The following is a 25,928-nucleotide window of genomic DNA, read 5'->3' on the forward strand; positions in this document are numbered from 1 at the left end:
TCACCATTCCGCCGAGACGCTCTCATTTTAGCGACGCGCTCGCACCACGACAAGCGTTTACATGACCGTGTCGGGCGCCCGGGCGCAGAACCTACTCGAGCAGCAGCGCCGGCTCCTCGATGATGCTGGCCACGTCGGCGAGGAAGCGGCTCGCCACATCGCCGTCGACGACCCGGTGGTCGAAACTCGCACCGATCGTCGTCACGAAACGCGCTCGCACCTCACCGTCCACCACCCACGGCTTCTGCTTTATTGTTCCGAGGGCCACAATTCCCGCCTCACCCGAATTGAGGATGGGCGTTCCCGTGTCCATGCCGAACACGCCGATGTTGGTGATCGTGATGGTGCCATTCGCCGTTTGCGCCGGGCTGGTCTTGCCGTCTCTCGCGGTGAGGGTGAGCGCCTCGAGCGCGGAAGCGAGCTCCAGCAGGCTCATGTCCTGCGCCTCCTTGATGTTCGGCACGATCAGCCCGCGCGGGGTCGCCGCGGCGATGCCAAGATTCACGTAGTGCCGCACGATGACCTCTTCATCGGTGAACGTGGAGTTCACCGTGGGGTTGCGTCGCACGGCCCAAATCATCGCCTTGGCCATGATCAGCAGCGGCGACACCCGTACCCCGGCGAAATCGGTCGATGCCTTGAGGCGTTTGACGAATTCCATTGTGCGGGTCGCGTCCACGTCGACGAACAGGCTGACGTGCGGCGCCGTGAACGCGCTCTTCACCATGGCCTGGGCGATGGCCTTGCGCACACCCTTCACGGGAATGCGCTCGTCGCGGTCCACCGGCCATTCCGGCGTCTGGATGTTGCGGAACACGCTCGCCTGCGTCGCGGCGCGCAACACGTCTTCACGTGTGACATCGCCGACCGCTCCCGTCGCCTCCACGAGGCCGAGCTCAACACCCAGGTCCTTCGCGAGCTTGCGGATCGGCGGCTTGGCCAGAACCGGGCCATCGGATGCCGCGGGTGACGTCGCGGGAACGGCAGCGGTCGTGGATCGGGCCGGCGCCGGCGCCAACGTCTCGTGGGCGATCGCCCTGCCCCCGTGCCGCTGACGGCGAGTGGGCATCGTGGCCGGGGCCGCGCGTCCCACCAGCACCTTGTCGCCCGGCTCCTCGGTGATGGTCGAACTGGCGTCGGCGGCGGCGTCGGCAATTTCGCCGGCGCCGGCCGCGGCATCCGTTGCGTCACCGTGGGAACGAATCGTGATGATGATCGTACCCACGTCGATCATGGTGCCGGGCTGCACCAGGATCTCGCCGACGACACCCACGAAGGGCGACGGGAGTTCCACGAGCGACTTGGCCGTTTCGATCTCAACGAGAACCTGGTTGATGGCGACGGTGTCGCCGGGCGCCACCTTCCACTCCACGATCTCGGCCTCGGTGAGACCCTCGCCAACGTCGGGGAGGGTGAAGTGCGACACGCTCATGGGGTGCCTTTCTTGCAGGTGATGGAGGTCATGAGAAGGCGAGCGACCGGTCGACGGCTTCGAGCACGCGGTCGGGGCTCGGCAGGAAGTGCGTCTCCACCGCCGCGGGCGGAAACGGGGTATCGAAACCCGACACCCGCAGCACGGGGGCCTCAAGGGAGTAGAACGCCTTTTCGGCCACGGTCGCGGCAATTTCGCTGCCGACACTCACGAAGCCGGCGGCTTCCTGGGCGACCACCAGGCGGCCGGTCTTGTGCACGGACTCGAGGATGGGTGCGTAGTCGATCGGCGAGAGTGACCGGAGGTCGATGACCTCCATACTGATGCCCTCGGCCGCGGCGAGGTCGGCGGCCTGCAGCAGCACGCTCACCATGGCCCCGTGCCCCGTGACGGTGACGTCCGTGCCCACGCGCACGACCTTGCTTGCATGCAACGACATGCCGCTCTCCCCCAACAGGACCTCGCCCTTGGGCCAGTAGCGGCTCTTGGGTTCGAAGAAGATCACGGGGTCGTCGCTCTTGATCGCCTGCTGCATCATCCAGTAGGCGTCGTGCGGGTTCGACGGGCTCACCACGCGAAGGCCGGGGGTGTGCGCGAAGTACGCCTCCGGGCTTTCCTGGTGGTGTTCAATCGAGCCGATGTGCCCGCCGTAGGGAATGCGAATGACCACCGGCATGATCAGGCCACCCTCGTGGCGGTTGCGCATGCGGGCCAGCTGACTGGTGATCTGGTCGAAACCAGGAAACACGAACCCGTCGAACTGGATCTCGCACACCGGCCGGAAGCCGCGCATGGCGAGACCGATGGCGGTGCCGATGATGCCGGATTCAGCGAGGGGCGTGTCGAGTACGCGCTTGTCACCGAACTCGGCAATCAGGCCCTCGGTGACCCGGAAGACGCCACCGAGCGGGCCGATGTCCTCACCCATCAGCAGAACCTTGGGGTCGTCGAGCATCGCCTGACGCATGCCCGCGTTAAGGGCCTTGGTCATCGGCAGGGTGACGGATTCCGGGGCGGGCGCGGCGAGGTCCGTCGGGGCGATCGTCGCCGGACGCAGGGTCGTGTCGGTCATCAGTGGGACCCTTCCGCAAAGGATGCTTCGTAGCGTTCGAGCCAGGCCTTCTGCTCCGCCACGAGTGCGTGCGGTTCAGCGTAGACGTTGTCGAAGATCACCGAACGCTCGGGGCCGGTGATCTCGAGTGCGCGCCGTCGGGCGTCGGCGGCGAAGTCGGACGCCTCTTCGTCGACCGAGTCGAGGAACTGCTGCTCAATGCCGCGCCCCTGCAGGTAGCTGCGGAAACGCAAGATCGGGTCACGAGCCACCCAGTAGGCGAGCTCATCCGGGTCACGGTACTTGGTGGGGTCGTCGGCCGTGGTGTGGGCGCCAACGCGATAGGTGAGCGCCTCAATCAGGGAGGGGCCACGGCCGGCGCGGGCGTCATCCATCGACTTGCGCGTCACCGCATAGCTCGCGAGCACGTCATTGCCGTCGATCTGGGTGCCGGGCATGCCGAAACCGCCCGCTCGCAGGTACAGCGGGGTGCGGGACTGGCGGGACACGGGCACGGAGATGGCCCACTGGTTGTTCTGCAGAAAGAAGACCTGCGGCGTCTGGTAGCTCGCGGCGAAGACGAGGGCCTCGCTGGCGTCACCCTGGGATGAGGCGCCGTCGCCGTAGTAGACGATCACGGCCTGATCGGTCTCCGGTGTTCCGGTGGCCGTCGAGCCATCGAGCTGCATGCCCATGGCGTAGCCGGTTGCATGCAGGGTCTGCGAGGCGAGCACGAGGGTATAGAGGTGAAAGTTGCCGTGTTCTTCGGGCTTCCAGCCGCCCAGGGTGACGCCCCGCAGCATCCGCAGAACATCGACGACGTCAAGGCCGCGGATCATGCCGACGACGTGCTCGCGGTAGGACGGGAACACGTGGTCCTGCGGGCGCGTGGCGTAGGCGGAACCCACCTGCGCGGCTTCCTGGCCGTGGCTCGGCACCCAGAGGGCCAGCTGGCCCTGGCGCTGCAGGTTGGCGGCTTCCACATCGAACTTTCGCACCACGACCATGTCGCGATAGAAACGGCGGTAGTCCTCTTCGGTCAGGGCGTCGAGGTATGGCAGAAACTCCGCCGCGGAATCGCTCGGCTCGAAAAGCCCCTCGGGCGAGAGCATGCGCACGGTCGGGCTCGCTGAATCGGTCTGCGGACTCGTCGGGTCATTCGTCTGGGCGCTCACAGGCCTAATCCTTCCGCCGTGCCACGTGTTCGGGCGGCAACGACTCGATAATGTCTGCGGTCACGGTGAGGAGTTTCTGCATGGCTTCGTCTTCGCCGATGGACACCCGGATGCCCTCCGGCGCGAATGGCCGCACGATCAGCCCGGCATCGGCGAGCGTTTCGGCCGCGGCCGCTGTCTCGTCGCCGGTGGGGAGCCAGAGAAAATTCGCCTGCGACGCCGGGAGATTCCAGCCCTGGAGGGTGAGGGCACGCCAGGTGGCGTCACGGCGGGCCACGAGTACCCCCACGCGCCCGAGCAGTTCAGGTTCGGCGGCGAGGCTCGCGATGGCAGCGGCACTGGCCTGCCCGGTGACCGAGAGCGGGATCGCGGTGGAGCGGGCCGCATTGAGAACGGCGACAGATCCGAGGGCGTAGCCCACACGCAGCCCCGCAAGACCGTATGCCTTGGAGAAGGTACGCAGCACCACGAGGTTCGGGTAGCCCACGAGCAACGGGCTTCCACCGACCGCGTCGGCGTCGGTCACGAACTCGGCGTACGCCTCGTCGAGAAGCACGAGCAGGTCGGTGGGGACCGCCACCATGAAGGCGTGGAATTCGTCAGCGGTGACGATGGCGCCCGTGGGGTTGTTGGGCGAGCAGATGATGACGACACGAGTGCGGTCGGTGATGGCGGCAGCCATGGCCGGCAGGTCGTGCCCATGGTCGGCTCGGTTCGGTACGCGAACGCTCGTGGCGCCGGCAACGGCGACGAGGCCGGGGTAGGCCTCGAAGGAACGCCAGGAGTAGATGACCTCGTCACCCGGTCCCGCGGCCGCCAGGATGAGTTGCGCCAGCAGGGCGACGGACCCGCTTCCCACGTGGACCTGCTCGCTGTCGACACCGAACTTGGCGGCGAGCTGTTCACGCAGGGCCAGTGCCGAGGCATCCGGGTAGCGGTTGAACGCGGTTTCGGCCTGCACGGCGGCAATGACGCCGGGCATCGGGTCGAACGGGTTCTCGTTGCTGGACAGTTTGAACGCATCGGCCTGTGCCGGTTTGCCCTGCTTATATGCCGGCAGGGCGATGATCTCCGGGCGCAGTCGGACTGAGGGCTGGTCAGATTGGCTCACTCCGCGAGTCTACGCCGCCCCATATTCACGGTTGGGCATGTTTTTCCAGGCCTTGTTCAGGCTGGCGAGGGTGTCATTATGGGAACATGGCACGTTTTCTGATCAAGCTCTTCGTTAATGCGGTGGCCCTGTGGGTGACCGCGAGCATCGTCTCCGGCGTGCACGTGCTGTCCTACGCCCCCGACACCGGTGCCGTGATTGTCACGTACCTGGTCATGGCTTTCATCTTCGGCCTGGTGAACTCGATCGTGGGAACCGTCGTTCGCGTCGTTGCCTTCCCGCTCTACGTGCTCACCCTCGGCCTCTTCGCGCTGATCGTGAACGGGGCCCTGCTACTGCTGTCCGCGTGGTTCTCCGGCTTCCTCGGCTTCGGGCTCGTGGTCGACGGCTTCTGGGACGGCGTTCTCGGCGCCCTCGTGCTCAGCATCGTGAGCTGGCTCCTCGGCCTCATCGTGCGCGCCCCACGGGACTAGGCACCAGGCGTTCCCCCTTCCACCGTGTGACGGAGCCGGCACCTGAGCTGGCACCAGCACCTGAGCCAGCACCAGCACCCAGGCCAGTACCAGCACCCAGGCCAGCACCGAGGGTTGTGGTCAGGAGCGTTGCAAAGCCCGTCAATCGGCTCTCCGTCGAGCGGTCCATGGCCCGGGCCGTGTCCGTGTAAGCAGACATGCTGTGGGCGGGGAGCGGTTCGTCGGTGGGGATCGGCTCGTTGTGAAAAGCCTCCCGGCGCACGATGAGCCGGTCACCGACCGACTCTGCGCCCCCGACGCCGCCCATGCCGGTAAGGGCGGGAACGAGGTCGTTCGTGTGCTCCACGGCAACCTCGGACACCCCCTGTGGGACAGGAACGTTGCCCTCCGGCGCGCCAAAGGTCACGACGGCCTTCGCATTGAATTCCTCGTCCGCGGCAATGAGCTGCACCACGGCGCCGCCCTGCGAGTGCCCCGCGAAGATCACCGGGTCGCCGGGTCTGATCCCCGCCTGGCGCATGGCCAGGGCGACCGCCTGGGCCGAGGCGGGTTGCCCACCGGCCACGGCCTGGAGGTTGGAGGTGATGTCCCACGGTTCCGTGGCCGTGACCGGGCTCCATTCCACCGTTCCTGGCACGTACACGCCCCAGGCGGGGTGCTGCGGGTCACCATACTTCTCAATCCGCACCTGCGGGCGATCCGCCTCGGCCTTCGGGATGCGGGCCGCCACCTCCTCCAGGGTGTCGGGTGCCAGCACGGGGACGGCCCCTCCCCAACGTGTAACGATCACGGGACTGTTCTGCAGAACGCCCACGGAACTTCCCGCCATGACGGCCTCGCGCGCCACGCTCTTCGTGCCTCGAACGCCCGCGCCACCCTCGCCGAGAAGCCGGGACAGGGCGAGGGGCATGTGCAGCGCACCGGCTTGAACGTCGTCAAGCGAGGACATGACCACGCGCAGCGCGCTGACAAACGCCGTGCTCGTGAGGAGGCGAGGATCCAGGCGCACCGTGGGCGCCGAGGCCGGGGGCCTCGGTCGAGGGTCCTCTCCAACCTTCGTGAACCGCGGTCCTCCGTTCACGAGGACTCCAACGCTCTGGACTGCGAGGCCGCCGGCGACGATCGCGGCGGCCCAGAGCAGCAGCATCTGTACCGGGGGAAGCTGACCGAGTGCGGCACCCAGCCGCCACCCGATCTCTTCGCCCACGATGCGACCGACGTTCGCTCGGCCGCGTTCGACCAGTCCGTATGCCTCGGCAGCGCGGGCGAGCCTGTCGGCGAGGTCGCCGCTGTCACCCTGGATCGACTCGACCGCCCCCTCGGCCCGCATCACCGCCGCTCCGACGGTTCCGTGTACCCACTGCGGCGCCGGACTCGTTTGCAACTCACAAATGCGCGCGAGCCGCGCCTGCCATCCGTTCGCCTCTGCCTGCACCCGCCGCATGAGCTGCATCTGCGCAAAAACCGTGTCGGTTTCGACCATGACGGTGCCTCCGCCGGAGAGGACCAGGTCACCGTCGCTCATCGTGCTACAACCCGGCGTGTGCCAGGTCGATGGCCAGGGCCACCTCCCGCAGCGCGTCATCGAGCAGGCGTGCGAGTGCGTGCACGTCTCGACGCAGAGACTCGAGCCGGTCCAGGTACCCCTGCTGCGCCCTCCCTCGCCACGTGTCGGTGACGTCGTCTGCCGACAGGCTTCGCCACGCGGCCTGCACATCGTCCCGCAGCGCGTCCAGCAGCGCGCGCTGCTGGCGCAGGCCCGGAATCGGATCCGCCGCGGCCGAGCCCAACAGGTCGGTCATGAGGTACATGTCGTCTCCTTCTCACCGCCGAGAATTCCACGGCCTACCCCCGTTCACCCGGCAATTTCAGCATCCGTGGGTAAATATTCATCTGGACCACTGTGGAGGATCGCAAAGTGCTCCAGAATGGCTGCATGAGTTTTGTGTCGCTCAGTCCCGACGAGTCGACGCCCTTCCGCATCATTTTCGTGTGCACCGGAAACATCTGCCGCTCCCCCATGGCCGAACTGGTGCTGCGGGATTTGGTCACCCGGTCGGGCCTCGGACGTCTCGTCAGCACGAGCTCCGCCGGCACCGGGGACTGGCACGTGGGTGAGCGCGCCGACGCGCGCACCATCGCCGCACTGGCGGCGAGGGGCTACGACGGAAGTCACCATCGTGCGCGACAGTTTGACCCGGCGTGGTTCGCTGATTTCGATCTCGTAGTCGTGCTCGACCGGGCGCAGGATCGAATTCTGCGTAACTGGGCGACGACCGAGTCTGACCGCGACAAGGTGCGGCTACTGCTCAGTTTCGACCCGGAACAGGCCGCCCTCAGCGATGTTCCCGACCCCTACTATTCGACCGATGCGCTCTTTGCCTCGGTATTAGGCATGATTGAGAGAGCAAACCAGGCGCTTTTCATGCAACTCGCGCCGGCAATACGACAGGGAGACCGATGAGTCCACTACCCCCGCAGGTTCTGAGTCCACTCGATGGCCGTTACCGCAGCATCGTCACCGAACTGGGTGAATACCTCTCGGAGGCCGGGCTGAACCGCGCCCGCGTGCAGGTTGAGGTGGAATGGCTGATCGTTCTCACCGACCGCAGCCTCTTCGGCTCGGCCCCGCTCAACCCCGAGCAGAAGGCCGCGCTGCGGTCGCTCGTGGCCTCGTTCGGCCAGGCGGAGATCGACGAACTCGCCGAACTTGAGGCCACCACACGGCACGACGTGAAGGCCGTGGAATACCTCGTTCGTCGGCGCCTCACCACGCTCGGCCTCGACCACATTGCCGAGCTCACCCACTTCGCCGCAACCAGCGAAGACATCAACAACCTGTCGTACGCGCTCACGGTGAGCCAGGCCGTTCGCGAGGTGTGGCTTCCGAAGTACCGGCGCGTGATCGACGCCCTCCGCGGCCGGGCCCTCGAATTCCGCGGCGACGCCATGCTCGCCCGCACGCACGGCCAGCCAGCCACGCCCACCACCATGGGCAAAGAACTCGCCGTGTTCGTGTACCGGCTCGAGCGCATCCTCGCGCAGGTGGAGTCCAACGAGTACCTCGGCAAGTTCAGCGGCGCAACCGGAACCTTCGCCGCGCACGTCGTTGCCGAGCCATCCGTTGACTGGCCCGCCGTCTCTCGCGAATTCGTGGAGGGCCTCGGCCTCGGCTGGAACCCGCTCACGACGCAGATCGAGTCCCACGACTGGCAGGCCGAGCTCTACTCGAAGATCTCGCATTCCAACCGTGTGCTGCACAACCTCGCAACGGACATCTGGACCTACATTTCGATCGGCTACTTTCGGCAGATCCCCCAGGTCGGCGCCACCGGATCCTCCACGATGCCACACAAGATCAACCCGATCCGCTTCGAGAACGCTGAAGCGAACCTGGAACTCTCGAGCGCGATCCTTGACTCACTCGCCTCGACGCTCGTGACCTCGAGAATGCAGCGCGACCTCACCGACTCCACGACGCAGCGCAACATCGGCGTGGGTTTCGGGCACTCTGTGCTCGCCCTCGACAACATCGTGCGCGGCCTCGGCGAAATCGACATCGATCGTGCGCAGCTCGAAAGCGATCTTGACTCCAACTGGGAGATTCTCGGTGAGGCCATCCAGACCGTGATTCGCGCAGAGGTGTCGGCCGGACGCTCCGCGATCGCCGACCCCTATGCGCTGCTCAAGGAGCTCACCCGAGGCAAGCGCATCAACCGCGACGACCTCGTGACCTTCGTCTCCGCCCTCGACATCGGCGAGGCCGCGAAGGCCCGCCTGCTCGAACTCACACCGAGCACCTACGTGGGACTGGCCGACCCCCTCGTGGAATACCTGGGCTAAGGCGCACGGAGAAACTCACCCGCGCCAACAAAACGGATGCCGCGAGCCCTGATTCCAGGGTTCGCGGCATCGGTTTTCGTGGGGGACGGACGGTCGCTGCTAGTGACCGTCCTGCTCATCCATGTCGGACTTCTCGTCGGCATTGGGCTTGATGCCGAGCACGAGCATGGCGATGACGACGAGCGCGACGATGAACGTTATGCCAAAGGCAATGAGGGACAGCACGACATCGCGGGTGGTCAACAGGATCGTGAGGGACACGAAGAGGGCCATCACCCCGGAGATTCCGACGAGTTCGGCCGGCTTCAAGCGGTCGCGGCGACTGGGCTGGTGCGGGGTGTTCTGGGTCACGGGGAGTCCGAATCTGTGGCGACGGGGGCGACGGTTGCCACGGCATCCGTTGTCGCCCATTTGAGTGAGAGTCCGGCAATCACGAGGTACACGCCGATCATGACCAGGTAGGCACCGAGCAGGCCCACCGACACCACGGCGTTCGGGGGCAGGAGCAGGAAGGTGAGAGCGAGCACGGCGGTGGCGGCGCCGAGGAGCATCCAATCCTTCGCCACAAGCGAGCGCCCACGTGCGCGAGTGCCGCTGTAGAGCTCAAGGAAACCGGTGACGGCGGCCCAGACGCTCACGAGGTAAAGAAAGAAGCCAAGGCCACCCGTGTGGAAGGCGAGCGCCAGGGAACCGGCGACGATACCCACGATGCCCTGAATGAGGAACAGTCGGCGGGCGCGCACGTCGGTGAGAGTGAGCCAGCTGAGCACGGCCACCAGGAGGCCCGAGGCGAGCGCGAAGGAGCCGAAGGCCAGCAGGCCGAAGGCCGCGGAGTGGTCACGGTTGAACGTGATCACGGCCGCAGGGACCAGGGCGAGAACGGCCCGGCTGATCGGAACAGCCCAGTACCGTGCGCCGGTACCGGATGTTTCCAGCGCTGTGGCCACGCCTGCCTCTTTCACTCCGCGAATATCTACCCCTGTAGTCTACGCGGCGGCTAGAGAGCCTTAACGGCGGTGAGCACCTTGCCGAGGCTCTCCTTCGCGTCACCGAAGAGCAGGGTTGTCTTCGGGTCGAAGAGGAGCTCATTCTCGATACCGGCGAATCCGGGACGCATGGAGCGCTTCAGGAACACGACCTGCGCCGCGTGGCTCACCTCGAGGATGGGCATGCCGTAAATCGGCGACCCCGGCGAGGTCTTCGCGGCGGGGTTCACCACGTCGTTGGCTCCCACAACGAGCACCACGTCGGTGTTCTTGAACTCCGGGTTGACCTCGGCCATTTCCTTGAGCGACTCGTAGGGCACGTTCGCCTCGGCGAGCAGCACATTCATGTGTCCGGGCATGCGACCGGCCACCGGGTGAATCGCGAAGACGACATTCACTCCCTGCTCCTCAAGGGTCACGGCCAGCTCGGCCACCGCGTGCTGCCCCTGGGCGACGGCCAGTCCGTAACCGGGCACGATAACGACGCGCTCGGCGTAGCGCAGCAGCACGGCAATGTCGTCGGGAGCGCCTGAACGCACCGGGCGGTCACTTTGCGTGGTCGAACCGGCCGTTGATCCGCCCCGGAAGGCCCCGAAGAGAATGCCACTCACGCCGCGCCCCATGGCCGAGGCCATCGCCCGGGTGAGGATCGTTCCGCTCGCTCCCACGAGGGTGCCGGCCACCACGAGCAACACGTTGTCGAGCACGATTCCCGAAGCGGCCACGGCGAGGCCCGTGAAGGCGTTCAGCAGGGAGATGACGATCGGGACATCCGCTCCCCCGACCGGTAGCACGAGGAGCAACCCGAGGGCCAGGGACACCGCGAGCAACAGGATCGCCCAGATCAGGGCTCCCGTTCCGACGAGAAGGCCGCCGGCCACGACCGCGAGGAGCAGCACGCCCGAGACAACCCAGCGCATGCCGGGGAAGATGAGCGGGCGGGTGCTGATGAGTTCCTGCAGCTTCGCCACGGTGACGGTTGACCCGGCGAAGGAGACCGAACCAATGAGCAGGGTGAACGCCACGGCCAGCAGGATGCCGGGACCCTCGCTGTGGGCTATTTCCAGAATGGCCACGAGCGCCGCTGCCCCGCCGCCCACGCCGTTGAACAGGGCGACGAGCTGGGGCATCTGGGTCATCTGCACACGCCGGGCGATCGGGGCGGCGATGGCGGAGCCCACGGCGATGGCGATGAGAATGGCCGGAATGTTCTCGAGCCGTGCCGAGAGAAAAACGGTGGTCACCGCGAGCAGCGCGCCACCGGCGCCGATGAGGTTACCGCGACGGGCGGTGCGCGGAGAGCTCAGGCCCTTGAGGGCGAGAATGAAGCAGATCGCGGCCCCGAGGTAGAGCACCGCGGTCCACTGCGTCGACAGGATGCTCATTTCGACTCCCCCGTGCGATCGGTCGCCGGGGCCGGCCGCCGGCCGCGGAACATACCGAGCATTCGGTCCGTCACGACGAACCCGCCCACGAGGTTGACGGTCGCCAGGACAACCGCCACAAGCCCAAGGGCCAGCACCCAGCCGTTTGTGGCCTGGCCGGCCACGATGATGGCACCCACGAGAATGATGCCGTGGATGGCATTGGCGCCGCTCATCAGCGGAGTGTGCAGGGTGCTCGAAACCTTCGATACCACCTCGAAGCCCACGAAAACGGACAGCACCACGACGGTCAACAGGGTGATCGGGTCCATCAGCGTTCTCCCTCGGTCGCGGGTGCACTGGATTGCGGCTCAACGACGGGCGGCGCCAGCAGCGCGGCGGTCGGCGCGTGCCGAACGACACCCTCGTGGGTGAGGCAGGCCCCGCTGATCACCTCGTCGTCGAAGTCGGGCGTGACGGTTCCGTCCTGCGTCATCAGGGCAAGAAAATTGGCGACGTTTTTCGCATAGAGCCGCGAAGCATCCGTCGGTAGCGCGGATGCCGCATCCTTCATTCCCACGAGGGTCACGTTGCCGTCCCCCTCCGTCGACGGCACAAGCACATCATTTCCGGCGATGACACCGGCCACATTGCCTCCCGACTCGGCGGCGAGGTCGACCACGATCGAACCGGGGCGCATCCGGGCCACCATCTCTTCCGTCACGAGCAGCGGGGCCGGTCGACCGGGGATGGCCGCCGTGGTGATGAGCACATCGGCGGCGGCCACGAAGGGCGCGAGCAACTCGCGTTGCCGCACGGCGCGGTCCTGGCTGAGCTCCCGTGCATACCCGCCGGCGCCTTCGATCGCGTCGAGGTCGAGATTCACAAAGGTGGCCCCCATCGAGGCGACCTCGTCGGCCGACGCCGGACGCACGTCATAGGCCGAGACCCGGGCGCCGAGTCGTTTGGCGGTGCCGATGGCCTGCAGGCCGGCGACTCCCGCGCCAAGCACGAGTGCGCGGGCCGGTGGGATGGTTCCGGCGGCCGTCATATAGAGCGGAAAAAACCGGGGAAAACGGATGGCTGCCTCAAGGACCGCGCGGTAGCCGGCCACGAGAGACTGCGAGGTGAGGGCGTCCATGGCCTGCGCCCTCGACAGGCGCGGCACGAGTTCGAGGGCGAAAGACGTGACACCGGCCGTCGCCAGGGCGTTCACCGTGGCAAGCTCGGTGGCCGGGGAGGCCAGGCCGATGGTGATGGCTCCGCGGCGGAGCCGGGCAGCCAGGCCCGGCGCCAGCGGGCGCACGTGGCAGAACACGTCGAGGTCACCGACCGCGAGCTGGGTGACGACCGTGGCACCGGCCTTCACGTAGGCCGAATCGGCGTGACCGGCCTGCACTCCGGCTCCGGTTTCGATGAACATCTTGAGTCCCAGGGCCGCGAGCTGCGCGACCGTCTCGGGTGTCGCAGCGACGCGGCGTTCCCCCGCTCGACGCTCTCGCGCAATCACAACCCTCACGTGCGGATCCCTCCCGACGGGCGCCGCCCCGGCCGGTGAAGGTCTCGTGCGACGCTCTGACATACCCGGTCTTCTGACCTACTCAGTAGCGTAGCGAAAACGCAGGCCTGTCCGACCGACGAGGCTGGACCTGGAAGAGTAATCCGACGCCGGGGCGAGGTACGACGTGGTCGGGCGAGGGCGCATCCGCCTCGCCGGCGGCCGGTTAGGTGAGTGGCGGCTGGACGGCTCGCGGGGTGGCCTCACCGGTCGGGGCGTTGCCGTGCGGATTCGAGAGCGAGATGCCGTGTCCAATCCGCCGAAACAGCAGGGCCGCGATGATGGCACCCACGAAGAAGAACCCGGCACCCCACCAGTACGCGGTGGCATAGCTCTGAATGGCGCCCTGCGCCGCGACCGCAGCGGTGACCGGAGCATTGGCGACCAGATAGTTGGTCGCCGCCGTCGCCGCGAGGGTATTGAGCAGTGCCGTGCCGATCGAGCCGCCCACCTGCTGGCTGGTGTTGACCATGGCCGAGGCGACCCCGGCGAACTGGCGGTCGACACCGAGGGTGGCCGTCTGCATCGAGGCGGGCATGATCGATCCCATGCCGAAGCCGATGATCATGAGCGGCGGCAGAACGTCGACCACGTAGACGCTGCCAAGATCGAGGTGGGTCAGGTAGGCCATTCCGATCGCGCCGAGCATCATGCCGAACGGAACCATGACCTTGGGGCCAAACCGCGGCACCAACAGGTTCGTCGACAGTTGCGCGGCAAGAACCAGCATGGCAATCATCGGCAAGAACGACAGGCCGGTCTGCACCGGCGTGTAGAGAAGCGACGTCTGCAGGTAGTACGTCACGAAGAGGAAGACACCGAACATGCCGGCCCCGGCGATGAGAACGGAGATGTAGGCGGCGCCGCGGTTGCGGTCAAGCACAATCGCCAGCGGCAGCAGCGGATGCTCCGCCTTGCGCTGCCACAACACGAACGCGAACAAAAGAATGCCGGCCACCACGAGCATTCCCCAGGTGAGAACCGAACCCCAGCCACCCGTTTCGGCGTTGGAGAAACCGTAGACCAGGCCGAAAAGGGCACCGGAGACGAGGAGGGTCCCTGGAATGTCGAGCTTCGGCCGCGGGCCGGTGCGGGTGACGTGCTTCACAAAGATGGCCGCGCCGACAACCCCGATCACGGCGATGAACACGTTGATGTAGAGGTTCCAGCGCCAGTCGAAGTATTCGGTGAGGTAACCGCCGAGGAGCAGGCCCACGGCACCGCCGGCACCGGCGATGGCGCCGAAGACGCCAAAGGCCTTGGCACGCTCCTTGGGAATGGTGAAGGTCGTCGTGAGCACGGCCAGGGCCGTGGGGGCCAGCAGGGCACCGAACGCACCCTGCAGGGCGCGCGCGCCCACGAGCATCCCGAAGCTGCCGGCCGCACCACCAAGCGCCGACGCCACGGCGAACCCTATGAGGCCGATGATGAAGGTTCTCTTTCGACCGATCAGGTCGGACAGACGACCGCCGAGCAGCAGCAGGCTGCCGAAGGCGAGCGAGTACGCGGTCACGATCCACTGGCGGTCCCCGTTGGAGAAGCCGAGGTCGGCCTGCGCGGAGGGCAGGGCAATGTTCACGACGGTGGAGTCGAGCACGACCATGAGTTGGGCGAGGGCGACGACGCTGAGCGTCCACCAGCGGTGGGATGGCACCGGTGGCAAGCTGGTGACGCTCGAAGAAGACGGGAGAGTCTGTGACATGAGCGCCACTCTATACGACACTGACTAGTTTCGGATAGGCTCGGTACCGGAATGTGTGACGGTAAAATAAACGTTCCCGCAGCATCATGAACCACGAACCTGAAGGCGGCAGCAGTGACGCAGCTCGACCCCACCGTGATCGCTGAGCCTCCTCGGCTGGGACGCAAGCGAGACCACAGCCGCGACTCCGACATCCTGGATGCCGCCCTCGCGATCCTGGCGGAGGTTGGCTACGACGGTATGACGATCGACATGGTCGCGGCCCGGGCAAAGGCCGGCAAGGCGACCCTGTATCGCCGCTGGGCTTCGAAGGGTGAACTCGTCATCGACGCCGTCGCCTGCATGAAGAAGATCGAGGTTGACGAAACGAAGCTGCCGGACACCGGCACCCTGCGCGGCGACCTCCTCGCCCTGATCAAGCCGCACTCGCTCGAAGAGGCCGAGAAGAAGCTTCAGGTCATGGCCGGGCTCGTCTCCATGCTTGCCAGCTCTCCGGAACTCTCCGAGGCGGCGAATGCGGCCATCGTCGAGCCCCGGGTGGCGGTGAACCGCGTTCTCATGCGACGGGCCATTGACCGCGGCGAGATCTCAGCGAACTGCGACGTTGAGACGCTCTCACTGATCACGCCGGCCATGGCCGCGTATCGCGTGCTGATTCTGCGCAAGCCCGTCGACCGGGACTATATCGTGTCGCTGATCGACGGGGTCATGCTGCCGGCCGTCGGGCTGGGGCCGCACTAGCGATCCGGGCTGGTCGGCGCGAGGGCCGGTCATCACCTTGGGCCCACAGTCGATTCGTGCCCGCTGTCAGTCCCAGAAACCGCGATGGGCGGCGGCGGCCTCCGCCTCGAGAAGCGGTCCGACGACACAGATCGCGCGTTGACCGCGCGCGAAAACCTCCCGGCAGGGCAGCGACAGCGTGGGGTTTTCGGGATTGTCCCCAGTGAGGCGCAGCAGCTCCAGCTCTGACAGGGCATAGACCACCCGGCCGATCCCGGTCCAATAGATGGCACCGGCACACATGACGCACGGCTCGGCACTTGAGTACAGGGTCGCCTGAGCCAGCTCATCCGGCGTCGCGTGCAGTGACGCTTCGGCGGCGGCCTGCAGCTCGGCGTGCTGCGTCGGGTTGCCACCCGGCGGCATCGAATTGTTCTGCCCGACGGCCAGGACGACCTGGTCCCGGCCGACCACGAGGGCGGCAAACGGATGCCGACCGATATTTCGCGCGTCCTCAGCGAGTGCGATACACCGGTGAAGGTGCTCCAGGTCTGCCGCCGTCGGTACGGATTCATCCACGCCGCGCATCGTCACTCTCAGCTCGGGTTCGTCGAGTCGGTGACCGTGGCTCGGCTCAACCCGCCGCTGATGAGGCCGGCCGCCACCTGCAGCAGCGGGACTGCGCGGCTGCCGAACGACTCGTCGACCCGAGAAACGGGACCGGAGACGGAAATTGCGGTGGGGGTCGGCGCATCCGGGACGAGCACCGCAAAACAGCGAACGCCGATTTCCTGCTCATTGTCATCGATGGCATAGCCGCGAGCGCGGATCAGCTCAAGATCTGCCAGGAGGTCCTCGATGGTTCCGAGGCTCTTGTCGGTGGGCGTCGGCATGCCCGTACGACCAATGATGCGGCGCACCGCACTGTCATCCAGTTGAGCCAGGATCGCCTTGCCAACGCCGGAATCATGGGCGTGTACCCGCCGCCCCACCTCGGTGAACATTCGCATCGAGTGCGCCGACGGCACCTGGGCAACATAGATGACCATGTCCCCGTCGAGCATGGCCATGTTGGCCGATTCGCCCAGCTCGTCAACCAGCGAGGTGAGCTGAGGGATCGCCAACGACCCGAACTGTCGGCTGGCGGCGTCACCGATTCGAATCAACCGGGAACCCAGCACGTAGCGTCGATTGGCCAGCTGCCGTGCGTACCCGAGGGCAATGAGGGTGCGCAGCAGGCGATGAATCGTGGGGAGGGGAAGGGTCGTGGACGCGGCCAACTCGGAGAGCGTGGCGCCTTCTGCTGCATCAGTGATGAGTTCGAGGAGCACGAATACTCGCTCGACCGATTGCACTCCGCCAGGCGTTTTCTCGGACATATTCGAGTTCTCCCGCTGTATCTCAAGCCGCCGCCGGTGAAAACGACATTCTCATTCCGAATGGTGACAATCTGTTTTCAATTATATCGCCGGCCACTTGTCCCGACGATAAGACAAGAATCGTCCCTATTTCCATAGGGTAGAGATTATTCTCCATAATATGAAATGGTTGACTCAGGTTTGGCCGTCCAACGAGGGACGAATACCTCTCGCGGCACCCCAGCGGCGCCAGCAGCGAAGAAGATAGGACCAACCATGACACTCACAGCGACCGACCCGAAGCCCTTCACGCGAGCGGATGAGACCCTCGGCAGCGAGGCGTTGGCCTCCGTCGCGGCACTCCGTCACCGCGTCAATCCTGGCCGCCACGATTGCTTCACCGCCCGGTCCGCCCGCATTTCAACGGCGGCCGACTCCGGCGGACTCGACCTTCTGCCGAAGACCGCGCCGACACGGAGCACGGCCTGCGAACTGGTTGCCCAGCTGTGACGACCACGGGTTCCCTGAGCGAGGCAGACCTGAACCAGATCGAAGCACAACTCGCCGAGACCGACGAGTTGCTGGAGAAGAACTACCCGGGAGACGACGGCAGCAGACAGCCCGTGCACACGGTCTATGTTGCAGCTGACCGGTTCACGCCGGACTTCAGCGAATGCTGGGGCGACGAAGCCATGGCGGCCGCGACGGCACAGGGCGGCCTGGCCGAGCTCTGTAGCCTGCTCGGGCAGAGCGACTCGCTGGCCGAGGCGGTGGCGGCTCGCGTGGCGGCAAAGTTGACGACCGAGCCGGTCGAAGACCTCCGGCTCGACTTCGAAGACGGCTACGGCGATCGAGGCGACGAGACCGAGGATGCCGATGTCGTTGCGGCTGCCCGCCGGGTGGCCACGGCCGTGGCGACCGGAAGCGCGCCGCCCTTTATCGGCATCCGCTTCAAATGTTTCGAGGCGGCCACCCGTGCGCGGGGCCTGCGTACGCTGGACCTCTTCGTGTCGGGACTCGCGTCGGCCGGCGAGCTGCCGGCCGGGCTGATTCTCACGCTCCCCAAGGTGACGACGGTCGCTCAGGTGCAGGCGATGGACTTCGCTGTCCATCGGCTGGAGGAGGTCCATGGTCTGGCCCCCGGGCGGCTCCGGTTTGAGGTACAGGTGGAAACACCCCAGCTGATCCTCGGTGCGGACGGAACGTCACCGGTGGCCCGGCTCCCCCATGTCGTTCCCGGCCGAATTTCGGGGCTGCACTATGGAACCTACGATTACAGCGCCTCGCTGCAGATTTCCGCGCAATACCAGTCGATGGAGCACCCCGTCGCGGACTTTGCGAAAGAGGTCATGCAGTTGGCGGTGGCTGGCACAGGCATCCGCCTCTCCGATGGATCGACCAATATTCTGCCGGTGGGCGACGGGGCGCGCGGGGCCTGGCGCGTGCACAGCCGGCTCGTACGTCGCTCCCTCGAGCGGGGCTTCTACCAGGGCTGGGATCTGCATCCGGCTCAGCTCCCCAGCCGGTTCGCGGCAACCTATGCCTTCTACCGGCAGGGGCTGTCCGCCGCAGCGCTCCGACTGCGCAACTACGTCGAACAGTCCACGAGCGCAGTCATGGACGAGCCGGCGACGGCGCGCGCGCTGGCCGGCTTCATGCTGCGCGGGGTCCAGTGCGGGGCCATCGGCTCCGAGGAGGTGCGCGCCCTGGCCGGAATCGGTCCCGAACGCCTCATTGTCCTTGCGCACCCACGACTGGCGACCGCCCACCCCCCGAAACGGAAGAATTGACGTCATGGCCAACTATTACTCTCCCGACGGCGGTCTTCCGCCGCAGACCGCGCTGCTGACCGACCGGGCAGTGGTGAAGGAGGCCTACACGGTCATCCCCAAAGGGGTCCTTCGAGACATCGTCACGAGCAACCTGCCCGGCTGGGACAAGACCAGGTCCTGGATTCTGGCCAAGCCCATCCTCGGGTTCGCCACGACCTTCTCCCAGTTGATCGTCGAGGTGTCGCCGGGCGGCGGCAGCAGTCACCCCGAGGCCGAGGCCGGCGTCGAAGGCGTCATCTTCGTGACGCGCGGTGCCGTCATGCTCACCCTGGACGGCGAAGACCACGCCATGGAGGCCGGCGGCTACGCCTACCTCGCTGCGGGTTCTGACTGGTCACTGAAGAATTCGGCCGCCCACACCGAGGCAGCCACGTTCCAGTGGATACGCAAGGCCTACGAGCCTCTTGCCGGCTACCGGGCGACGTCATTTGTGACCCGGGACCAGGACGTCACACCGCGGGCCATGCCCGGCACCGACGACACGTGGGCGACGACGCGGTTTGTCGACCCGGATGACCTGGCTCACGACATGCACGTCAACATCGTCACGTTTCAGCCCGGTGGCACGATCCCCTTCGCTGAGACCCACGTGATGGAGCACGGCCTGTTCGTACTCGAGGGCAAGGCCGTCTACCGCCTCAACGACGATTGGGTCGAGGTCGAAGCGGGCGACTTCATGTGGTTGCGGGCGTTCTGCCCACAGGCCTGTTACGCGGGCGGCCCCGGTGCGTTCCGCTATCTGCTCTACAAGGACGTCAACCGACAGATTCGCCTCACCTGAGACCCGAAACCGCCACAATGATCAGGTCCATATTGTCGGGGTAGTTCACCGAAGCGAGTGTGCGGATGCCGCTGGTCGCGAACGTGGCGCCGATTGACAGCCGTGCATCTTGGACGTGGTTCCGGTGCGTTCGATCACCGGGCGACCCTCGTTGTGCTCACGTGACACGGTGGTGGTGATCGTCGGCCGGTGGCCGACGACCGGGAGCTCACTCTCAGCAGAAGCCGGCGATGCCTTCCCAGGCGTTGCCGGCATCCGACGCATTGTCACGGAGCACGGTGGCTTCAATGAGACCGTATGGGCGGTCGGCGGCGAAGAAGACCTCGTTCGGGTTATCGAGTCCGAACGGGGACAGGTCGACCAGAAAGTGATGTTTGTTCGGCATGGAGAACTTGATCTCGTCAATTTCGGGGTGGGCTTCCAGGACCTTCTCGCCCATCTCGTACAGGGTCTGCTGCAGGGCCAGCGAATAGTTCTCGCTGAACGCTTCGAGCAGCAGCCTCTGTACGTCGTCGTACATCGCGTTGAAGTCCAGATCCGTCGTGTTGTAGCGCCAGCGGGCGGCGACATCCGTGGCCAGGATTCTGTCGGTCACCTCAGTAAGAGTCGTATATTCGTCGCGGGGAAAGCCCACGAAGCCGGATTCGGTCGACTTGAGCACGGTGAGGTTCTTCAACCCGCCGATGACGTGCGCCGTGTCACCATCGCGCACGACAACGGCGGTTCGCACCGCCTGGCCATTACGCACGAAGGAGTGCGGGTGACCGGTTCCCTCAGCCTGGATCCGGTCCCAGCCAAACGAGTCGGCCGCCCATCGCCCGCCACTGACCCAGTCGAAGCTGGAGGTGAAGTGATCGGCGAGCCGGAGCAGGAACGCCTCCGGCGACCCGACGCCCTGGCGGGCCAGGGCGTAGACGGTGTTCTTTTGGGTGTCGGTCGCGACCACGTGGGCGGTGTCGCCGTCCAGGTGCGCGGCCTCGAAGTCACCGCGTAGTTGCGAGGTGACGTTGAGGTCTTCGATCTCGTGCCGGGCGGTGTCGCGGGTGATCTTCACCAGGCGAACCTCTGCCTTGCCGTACTGATTGGATCCAAGGATGATCCGGCTGTTGCGTGACATGTCAGCTTCCCTTGTATGTCGAAAAAGTGAAGGGGGCCAGCAGCAGAGGTACGTGGTAGTGCGCCTCACCCGCTGTGATGCTGAACGTCACGACGACCTCGGGGAAGAAGGTCGTGAGCTGGCGACCGGCGAAGTACTCACCGGTGGCGAACTCCAGTCGGTAGCGCCCGGGCGGAAGAATGTCCGGTCCGAGTCCGTTCACGCGGCCGTCGGCATCGGAAACGCCCGAGGCAATCTGTGACCAGCCGTCGGCGGCGGCGAGGAGCTCGACCGAGACGCCCGCGGCCGGTCGGCCGGACACTGTGTCGAGGATGTGGGTGGTGACAAATGAACGGCTCATGCCTGCAGTACTCCGTCTAGTCTCAGCCGTGCGATTTCCCGTCCTTGTTCTCGCACGATGGGTTCTTCCTCGTCGGGCGCCTGCCCCAATCGTTGTTGCAGGGCGGCGTTGCCCTCCCCATCAGCAAAGGGGGATGCGGCGCGTCCCGTGCACGCGAGCACTGCGTGCTTGCTCGGATAGGGCCGCGACGGGATGTTCTCGTTAATCCAGCGTTGAATATCGAGGCGGGGCCGGAGGGCCGTATCAATCTCCGAGCGCGCGGTTGCGTTGAACCGTTCAAGCAACATTGCCTGGTCCTTACGATTAATGCTGGCATCCACGGTGTAGGGGCTATACGGCGGCTTGCTTCCGTATCGTGGAACTGTTATTTCAGCACATTTAGAAGTAAAACGCATCGGTGGAATGGTGTCAACGCCGGACGCCCGCCCTGCCGCTTTTTCATTATTCAGAGTAACCATTCCAGAATCCGTGGTGATTGCTTTCCGCTGCTGTTACTGTCGGTTTCAGTCCCCGCCGGATCAATGGAAATCACGCGACTCACGTCAATCCAATCGTTGGCGATCCGGCTCCCCACGACAGAGGAAGTCCCCGCTGATGGATGCAACGAAACAAGACGTGCTCGCCCTCTCCATGGCCATCGACCTGGCCACCGAAAACGTCCGGAACAGCGGTGGCCCCTTCGGCGCGCTGGTTGTGGCCGCCGACGGCAGGGTCTTTGAGGGCACGAATCGTGTCACCGCGAACCTGGATCCGACCGCACATGCCGAGGTGAGCGCCATTCGAGCCGCTTGCCAGGGCCTCGGCACCTTCGATCTCAGCGGCGCCACGCTCTACAGCAGCTGCGAACCGTGCCCCATGTGCCGAGCCGCCGCCCTGTGGGCGCGGATCGGCACCGTCTGCTTCGCCGCCGACCGGCACGACGCGGCGGACGCGGGATTCGACGACGCGGCTTTCTACGAGTACTTCGAGCACCCCGCTGACGAGAACAGCCTCATGCCGATCGTTCGAATCGACCTCGAACGCGAGGAGGCGCTCAGGCCCTTCACCATCTGGACCAAAACCGCCACCCGAATCCGATACTGACTGCGCGCCAACTGGCGCATTATGGAATATGAATTCCACAGCAAATCCAACAGGAACCGGATGCCGTTAGGCTCGCTTCAGACGTAGGTGATTGGTTGTCACAGGCGAGACCAGAGTAAGGAAAACCATGGAACCGCGGAGCGCAACGGGGAATCTCAGTGTCACCGTGAACGGGAAACTTCGGGACATTTTCGACGGCCGAGCACACACCACCGCACTGGAGTGGCTGAGGGGCAGCGGGCTCTCCGGAGCCAAGGAGGGGTGTGCCGAAGGAGAGTGCGGTGCCTGCGCGATCATGCTGGCCCAGGCGGATGGCTCCGGCGGGACCGCCTGGACCGCAGTCAATTCCTGTCTGCTCCCACTGGCCGCACTGGACGGGCAGGAGATCGTGACCTCCGAGGGCCTGGCGACACCCGGCACCCTGCATCCGGTCCAGGTCGAACTCGCCGAACGCGGGGGGTCACAGTGCGGCTACTGCACCCCCGGTTTCGCCTGCAGCATGGCGGCTGAGTTCTATCGCCGTGGCCGGGGAACGGAGAGCACTCCCGTTGGCCACCCCGCCGACGGTGGAGATCTCGACGGCACGGAGGGATGCGGTGAGCGTGGGCCCAACGGGTTCGACCTGCACGCCCTGAGCGGCAATCTCTGTCGCTGCACCGGCTACCGGCCCATCCGGGACGCGGCCTATGCGCTCGGGGAACCAGACCCAGGCGACGCACTGGCCGCCCGCCGCGACCGTCCGTCGGCCAGCCCGTTGACGACGGTCGTGACCGCACCAGACGGCACATTCATCCGGCCGGCCACCCTGGCCGGCGCCGTGGGGCTCCTCGCCGAACACCCCGACGCCGTCCTGGTCGCCGGGTCGACGGACTGGGGGGTTGACGTGAACCTCCGCGGGCGGCGCAGCCCCGTCGTCATCGCCATCGATGCCCTGCCGGAACTTCGCGGGGTCGACGTCGGCGCCGAATTCGTGCAGATTGGTGCGGCCGTAACCCTGTCCGAGGCAGAACGGGTCCTGGCCGGACGGGTGCCGCTGCTCGCCGGGATGTTCCCCCAATTCGCCTCAAGGCTGATCCGCAACCGGGCAACCTTCGGCGGAAACCTCGGTACGGGTTCGCCCATCGGGGACACTCCCCCGGCGCTGCTCGCATTGGACGCCCGACTGGTGCTCGCCTCCAGCAGCGGTCAGCGCGAGGTCGCCCTCGAGGAGTACTTCACGGGCTATCGCACGACCGTGCTGCGGCCGGGTGAGCTCATCATGGCCGTACGCATTCCGCTGCCGCTTGCCACGCTGTCCGTCTTCCACAAGATCTCCAAGCGCCGCTTCGACGACATTTCGAGCGTCGCTGTTGCCTTCGCGATCGACGTACAGAACGGCGTCGTTCGTCGGGCCCGAGTGGGCCTCGGCGGAGTGGCCGCCACACCGTTGCGCGCCCACGATACGGAACGTGCACTCACGGGGCAGCCGTGGACGAGTGAAACCGCGGCTGACGCGGCCCGCGTGCTGGGCACGGAGGGCACCCCGATGGACGACCATCGAGCAAGTGCCCGGTATCGCAGCGCCATGCTCGAGCAGGCCCTGCTCAAGTTCTACAGCGACGTCACTCTCGACCAGGAGGCCGTCTCATGAGCACCCTCTCCTCCCGCCCCGCCGAGTCGGCCGTCGGCCGCAGCGTTGCGCACGAGAGTGCCGCGCAACACGCGACGGGTAAGGCCCTGTACACCGACGACCTGGCCGCGCACACGGTCGGCGTCCTGACAGCTTGGCCGGTTCAGGCCGGCCACGCGCATGCCAGCATCACCGGCCTGCGCACCGACAAGGCGCTGCTGGTGCCCGGTGTGGTTCGGGTGCTCACCGCTGCCGACGTGCCCGGCGTCAACGATGCCGGCATCAAGAGCGACGAACCGCTGTTTCCCTCCGAGGTAATGTTTTTCGGACACGCCGTGTGCTGGGTGTTGGGGGAATCCACCGAGGCCGCCCGGCTCGGCGCGGCGGCCGTCGAGGTCGACTATGCACCCCTGCCCTCGATCGTGACCGTGCAGGAGGCCATCCGGGCCGAATCGTTCCAGGGAATGGCTCGGACCGTGCAACGGGGTGACGCCGGTGCCGCGCTCACCACCGCCCCCCGGGTGTTCGAGGGCGTGACCGAGTTCGGCGGACAGGAGCACTTCTACCTTGAGACGCAGGCCTCCCTCGCCCAGATCGACGACGCCGGGCAGGTCTTCGTGCAGTGCAGCACGCAGCATCCGTCGGAGACCCAGGAGATCGTGGCCCACGTTCTCGGTCTCAGCAGCAACGCCGTCACGGTGCAGAACCTGCGCATGGGTGGTGCCTTCGGTGGAAAAGAAATGCAGCCGCACGGATTCGCCGCCGTCGCGGCGCTCGGTGCGCTCCTCACCGGCCGGCCCGTGCGTCTGCGCCTGAATCGTACCCAGGACATGACCATGACCGGAAAACGCCATCCGTTTCACGCATCCTGGCGCGTCGGTTTCAGCGAGGACGGCCGGGTCCTGGGCCTGCAAGCGACCCTGACAGCGGATGGCGGATGGAGCCTCGACCTCTCCGAACCGGTCCTCGGGCGGGCCCTGTGCCATATCGACAATGCCTACTGGATCCCCGACATTGAGGTGCACGGTCGGGTCGCGAAGACGAACAAGACCTCGCAGACGGCATTCCGTGGTTTCGGCGGCCCCCAGGGCATGTTCGTCATCGAAGATATACTCGGTCGCTGCGCTCCGGCGCTGGGTCTGGCTGCGGCGCAGCTGCGGCAACAGAATTTTTACACCCCCGGCCAGTCGACCCCCTACGGTCAGCCGGTTCGCCACGCGGAGCGGCTTGGGACGGTCTGGGACCAGCTGTCCACGACGAGCGAGTTCGAGACGCGTACGAGCCAGATCGCGCTGTTCAACGCCGCGCACCCACACGTGAAGCGTGCCCTGGCCATGACACCCGTCAAGTTCGGCATCTCCTTCAATTTTGCCGCGTTCAACCAGGCCGGCGCGCTGGTGCACGTCTACAAGGACGGGTCGGTGCTCATCAACCACGGTGGCACCGAAATGGGGCAGGGTCTTCACACCAAGATGCTCCAGGTCGCGGCGACCGCGCTCGGTCTCCCCCTCGACGCGGTGCGCCTGGCGCCCACGCGCACCGATAAGGTTCCCAACACGTCGGCGACTGCCGCCAGCTCCGGGACCGACCTCAATGGTGGGGCGATCAGGAATGCCTGTGATCAGATTCTTTCGCGCATGGCCGACGTCGCCGCTGGCCTGCTCGGCGTCAATGCCGCAGACGTGCGCTTTGCGCAGGGACAGGTCACGGGACTCGGTAAACCGAACGCGGCCATCCTCAGCTTCGGCGAGGTGGCCGGGGCCGCATACCTGCAGCGGGTGCAGCTCTGGGCGGCCGGTTTCTACCGCACCGCGGGGCTGCACTGGGACCCCGAGCGAATGCAGGGCGAACCGTTCAAGTATTTCGCGTACGGTGCCGCCGCGACCGAGGTGGAAGTGGATGGCTTCACCGGGGCGTACACGATTCGTCGCGTCGATATCGTGCACGATGTGGGTGATTCCCTGTCCCCCCTGATCGACATTGGTCAGATCGAAGGGGGTTTCGTGCAGGGTGCCGGGTGGCTCACCCTGGAAGACCTGCGGTGGGACGAAAGCGACGGTCCGGGGCGTGGGCGGCTGCTCACCCAGTCCGCCAGCACCTACAAACTGCCCAGCTTCTCGGAGATGCCGCAGATATTCAACGTCACGCTGCTGGAGCGTGCGACCGAAGACGGCGTGATCTACGGTTCAAAAGCGGTCGGCGAACCGCCATTCATGCTCTCGTTCAGCGTGCGTGAAGCGCTCCGGCAGGCTGCCGCGAGCTTCGGTGCCCCCGGGCACAGCGTCGAGCTCGCGTCACCGGCAACGCCCGAAGCCGTGTATTGGGCGCTGACGCGGGCCCGGCAGGACGCCGAGCGCGACGTCACGCTCTCCCCTGCCCTCGCGGACGCCTGA

At 66.1% G+C, this 25,928-nt stretch carries 27 protein-coding genes; 10 read left to right on the top strand and 17 right to left on the bottom strand.

The window, feature by feature from the left end; translation table 11 throughout:
• Positions 1-91 precede the first annotated feature (91 nt).
• From EDD25_RS09190 to EDD25_RS09205, 4 genes are all read right to left on the bottom strand, one after another.
• Positions 92-1,432, bottom strand: a complete 1,341-nt coding sequence (locus tag EDD25_RS09190) for a dihydrolipoamide acetyltransferase family protein (RefSeq protein ID WP_134173007.1) — start codon at positions 1,430-1,432, stop codon at positions 92-94.
• A 28-nt stretch (positions 1,433-1,460) separates the two neighbouring features.
• The gene (locus EDD25_RS09195) at positions 1,461-2,504 is read right to left on the bottom strand and encodes an alpha-ketoacid dehydrogenase subunit beta (protein WP_134173008.1); all 1,044 of its coding nucleotides are present in this window, start codon (positions 2,502-2,504) and stop codon (positions 1,461-1,463) included.
• Positions 2,504-3,595 (bottom strand): thiamine pyrophosphate-dependent dehydrogenase E1 component subunit alpha, encoded by a 1,092-nt coding sequence (locus tag EDD25_RS09200; protein ID WP_134175316.1) that lies wholly within the window; start codon positions 3,593-3,595, stop codon positions 2,504-2,506. Before EDD25_RS09200 ends, EDD25_RS09195 begins: the two co-directional genes overlap by 1 nt.
• Before the next feature lie 67 nt (positions 3,596-3,662).
• On the bottom strand, positions 3,663-4,769 hold the full coding sequence (locus tag EDD25_RS09205) for a histidinol-phosphate transaminase (RefSeq protein WP_134173009.1): 1,107 nt from the start codon (positions 4,767-4,769) through the stop codon (positions 3,663-3,665).
• An 86-nt stretch (positions 4,770-4,855) separates the two neighbouring features.
• On the opposite strand from EDD25_RS09205, the gene EDD25_RS09210 reads away from it, so the two are divergent.
• The gene (locus EDD25_RS09210; protein ID WP_134173010.1) at positions 4,856-5,242 is read left to right on the top strand and encodes a phage holin family protein; all 387 of its coding nucleotides are present in this window, start codon (positions 4,856-4,858) and stop codon (positions 5,240-5,242) included.
• Here EDD25_RS09210 and EDD25_RS09215 read toward each other — a convergent pair.
• Both EDD25_RS09215 and EDD25_RS09220 read right to left on the bottom strand, forming a co-directional pair.
• Complete coding sequence (locus EDD25_RS09215; protein WP_134173011.1) at positions 5,217-6,767, bottom strand: alpha/beta hydrolase family protein; 1,551 nt, start codon at positions 6,765-6,767, stop codon at positions 5,217-5,219. The two genes, EDD25_RS09210 and EDD25_RS09215, sit on opposite strands and share 26 nt — an antisense overlap.
• A gap of 4 nt (positions 6,768-6,771) precedes the next feature.
• The gene (locus EDD25_RS09220) at positions 6,772-7,053 is read right to left on the bottom strand and encodes a hypothetical protein (protein ID WP_134173012.1); all 282 of its coding nucleotides are present in this window, start codon (positions 7,051-7,053) and stop codon (positions 6,772-6,774) included.
• Between the two features lie 125 nt (positions 7,054-7,178).
• On the opposite strand from EDD25_RS09220, the gene EDD25_RS09225 reads away from it, so the two are divergent.
• Positions 7,179-7,706 (top strand): low molecular weight protein-tyrosine-phosphatase, encoded by a 528-nt coding sequence (locus EDD25_RS09225; RefSeq protein WP_134173013.1) that lies wholly within the window; start codon positions 7,179-7,181, stop codon positions 7,704-7,706.
• The gene (gene purB / locus EDD25_RS09230; protein WP_134173014.1) at positions 7,703-9,085 is read left to right on the top strand and encodes an adenylosuccinate lyase; all 1,383 of its coding nucleotides are present in this window, start codon (positions 7,703-7,705) and stop codon (positions 9,083-9,085) included. The genes EDD25_RS09225 and purB overlap by 4 nt, the downstream gene beginning before the upstream one ends.
• Positions 9,086-9,184: 99 nt before the next feature.
• Here the strand turns inward: purB and EDD25_RS09235 are convergent, their stop codons facing one another.
• The 6 genes from EDD25_RS09235 to EDD25_RS09260 form a co-directional block, all read right to left on the bottom strand.
• Positions 9,185-9,436 (bottom strand): hypothetical protein, encoded by a 252-nt coding sequence (locus tag EDD25_RS09235; RefSeq protein ID WP_134173015.1) that lies wholly within the window; start codon positions 9,434-9,436, stop codon positions 9,185-9,187.
• The gene (locus tag EDD25_RS09240) at positions 9,433-10,032 is read right to left on the bottom strand and encodes an HdeD family acid-resistance protein (protein ID WP_241986440.1); all 600 of its coding nucleotides are present in this window, start codon (positions 10,030-10,032) and stop codon (positions 9,433-9,435) included. Before EDD25_RS09240 ends, EDD25_RS09235 begins: the two co-directional genes overlap by 4 nt.
• A 50-nt stretch (positions 10,033-10,082) precedes the next feature.
• Entirely contained in the window at positions 10,083-11,456 is a 1,374-nt protein-coding gene (locus EDD25_RS09245; RefSeq protein ID WP_134173016.1) for an NAD(P)(+) transhydrogenase (Re/Si-specific) subunit beta, read from the bottom strand.
• The gene (locus EDD25_RS09250) at positions 11,453-11,767 is read right to left on the bottom strand and encodes an NAD(P) transhydrogenase subunit alpha part 2 (RefSeq protein WP_134173017.1); all 315 of its coding nucleotides are present in this window, start codon (positions 11,765-11,767) and stop codon (positions 11,453-11,455) included. The genes EDD25_RS09245 and EDD25_RS09250 overlap by 4 nt, the downstream gene beginning before the upstream one ends.
• The gene (locus EDD25_RS09255; RefSeq protein ID WP_134173018.1) at positions 11,767-12,954 is read right to left on the bottom strand and encodes a Re/Si-specific NAD(P)(+) transhydrogenase subunit alpha; all 1,188 of its coding nucleotides are present in this window, start codon (positions 12,952-12,954) and stop codon (positions 11,767-11,769) included. Before EDD25_RS09255 ends, EDD25_RS09250 begins: the two co-directional genes overlap by 1 nt.
• 205 nt (positions 12,955-13,159) lie before the next feature.
• The gene (locus EDD25_RS09260) at positions 13,160-14,695 is read right to left on the bottom strand and encodes an MFS transporter (RefSeq protein WP_166671253.1); all 1,536 of its coding nucleotides are present in this window, start codon (positions 14,693-14,695) and stop codon (positions 13,160-13,162) included.
• 114 nt (positions 14,696-14,809) lie between these two features.
• Here EDD25_RS09260 and EDD25_RS09265 point away from each other — a divergent pair, with 114 nt between their 5' ends.
• Positions 14,810-15,436 (top strand): TetR/AcrR family transcriptional regulator, encoded by a 627-nt coding sequence (locus tag EDD25_RS09265; RefSeq protein WP_175183007.1) that lies wholly within the window; start codon positions 14,810-14,812, stop codon positions 15,434-15,436.
• A gap of 66 nt (positions 15,437-15,502) precedes the next feature.
• On the opposite strand, the gene EDD25_RS09270 is transcribed toward EDD25_RS09265, so the two are convergent.
• Together EDD25_RS09270 and EDD25_RS09275 are read right to left on the bottom strand one after the other, a co-directional pair.
• Positions 15,503-15,994: a nucleoside deaminase gene (locus EDD25_RS09270; RefSeq protein WP_241986441.1), complete on the bottom strand. Its 492-nt coding sequence runs from the start codon at positions 15,992-15,994 to the stop codon at positions 15,503-15,505.
• A 17-nt stretch (positions 15,995-16,011) separates the two neighbouring features.
• Positions 16,012-16,794, bottom strand: a complete 783-nt coding sequence (locus EDD25_RS09275; protein ID WP_134173022.1) for an IclR family transcriptional regulator — start codon at positions 16,792-16,794, stop codon at positions 16,012-16,014.
• A 255-nt stretch (positions 16,795-17,049) separates the two neighbouring features.
• Here EDD25_RS09275 and EDD25_RS09280 point away from each other — a divergent pair, with 255 nt between their 5' ends.
• The 3 genes from EDD25_RS09280 to EDD25_RS09290 are packed head-to-tail and all read left to right on the top strand — an operon-like array spanning position 17,050 to position 19,386.
• Positions 17,050-17,283, top strand: a complete 234-nt coding sequence (locus EDD25_RS09280) for a hypothetical protein (RefSeq protein WP_134173023.1) — start codon at positions 17,050-17,052, stop codon at positions 17,281-17,283.
• Positions 17,280-18,563, top strand: coding sequence for a DUF6986 family protein (locus tag EDD25_RS09285; protein ID WP_134173024.1), 1,284 nt, complete (start codon positions 17,280-17,282; stop codon positions 18,561-18,563). The genes EDD25_RS09280 and EDD25_RS09285 overlap by 4 nt, the downstream gene beginning before the upstream one ends.
• Positions 18,564-18,567: 4 nt before the next feature.
• Positions 18,568-19,386, top strand: a complete 819-nt coding sequence (locus tag EDD25_RS09290; RefSeq protein WP_134173025.1) for a bifunctional allantoicase/(S)-ureidoglycine aminohydrolase — start codon at positions 18,568-18,570, stop codon at positions 19,384-19,386.
• Between the two features lie 214 nt (positions 19,387-19,600).
• Here EDD25_RS09290 and pucL read toward each other — a convergent pair whose 3' ends face one another.
• Genes pucL through EDD25_RS17975 form a run of 3 tightly spaced genes read right to left on the bottom strand, consistent with a single transcriptional unit; the run spans position 19,601 to position 21,301 of the window.
• On the bottom strand, positions 19,601-20,503 hold the full coding sequence (pucL, locus tag EDD25_RS09295) for a factor-independent urate hydroxylase (RefSeq protein WP_134173026.1): 903 nt from the start codon (positions 20,501-20,503) through the stop codon (positions 19,601-19,603).
• A gap of 1 nt (position 20,504) precedes the next feature.
• The gene (gene uraH / locus EDD25_RS09300) at positions 20,505-20,843 is read right to left on the bottom strand and encodes a hydroxyisourate hydrolase (protein ID WP_134173027.1); all 339 of its coding nucleotides are present in this window, start codon (positions 20,841-20,843) and stop codon (positions 20,505-20,507) included.
• Positions 20,840-21,301 (bottom strand): hypothetical protein, encoded by a 462-nt coding sequence (locus EDD25_RS17975; protein WP_241986442.1) that lies wholly within the window; start codon positions 21,299-21,301, stop codon positions 20,840-20,842. Before EDD25_RS17975 ends, uraH begins: the two co-directional genes overlap by 4 nt.
• Positions 21,302-21,437: 136 nt before the next feature.
• Here EDD25_RS17975 and EDD25_RS09310 point away from each other — a divergent pair, with 136 nt between their 5' ends.
• The 3 genes from EDD25_RS09310 to xdhB all read left to right on the top strand — a co-directional run bounded on the left by EDD25_RS09310 (position 21,438) and on the right by xdhB (position 25,928).
• On the top strand, positions 21,438-21,926 hold the full coding sequence (locus EDD25_RS09310; RefSeq protein WP_134173028.1) for a nucleoside deaminase: 489 nt from the start codon (positions 21,438-21,440) through the stop codon (positions 21,924-21,926).
• Between the two features lie 127 nt (positions 21,927-22,053).
• Positions 22,054-23,556, top strand: a complete 1,503-nt coding sequence (locus tag EDD25_RS09315) for a xanthine dehydrogenase small subunit (RefSeq protein WP_134173029.1) — start codon at positions 22,054-22,056, stop codon at positions 23,554-23,556.
• Positions 23,553-25,928, top strand: a complete 2,376-nt coding sequence (gene xdhB / locus EDD25_RS09320; RefSeq protein ID WP_134173030.1) for a xanthine dehydrogenase molybdopterin binding subunit — start codon at positions 23,553-23,555, stop codon at positions 25,926-25,928. Before EDD25_RS09315 ends, xdhB begins: the two co-directional genes overlap by 4 nt.

Source organism: Cryobacterium psychrophilum (assembly GCF_004365915.1).
Taxonomy (GTDB): Bacteria; Actinomycetota; Actinomycetes; order Actinomycetales; family Microbacteriaceae; genus Cryobacterium; species Cryobacterium psychrophilum.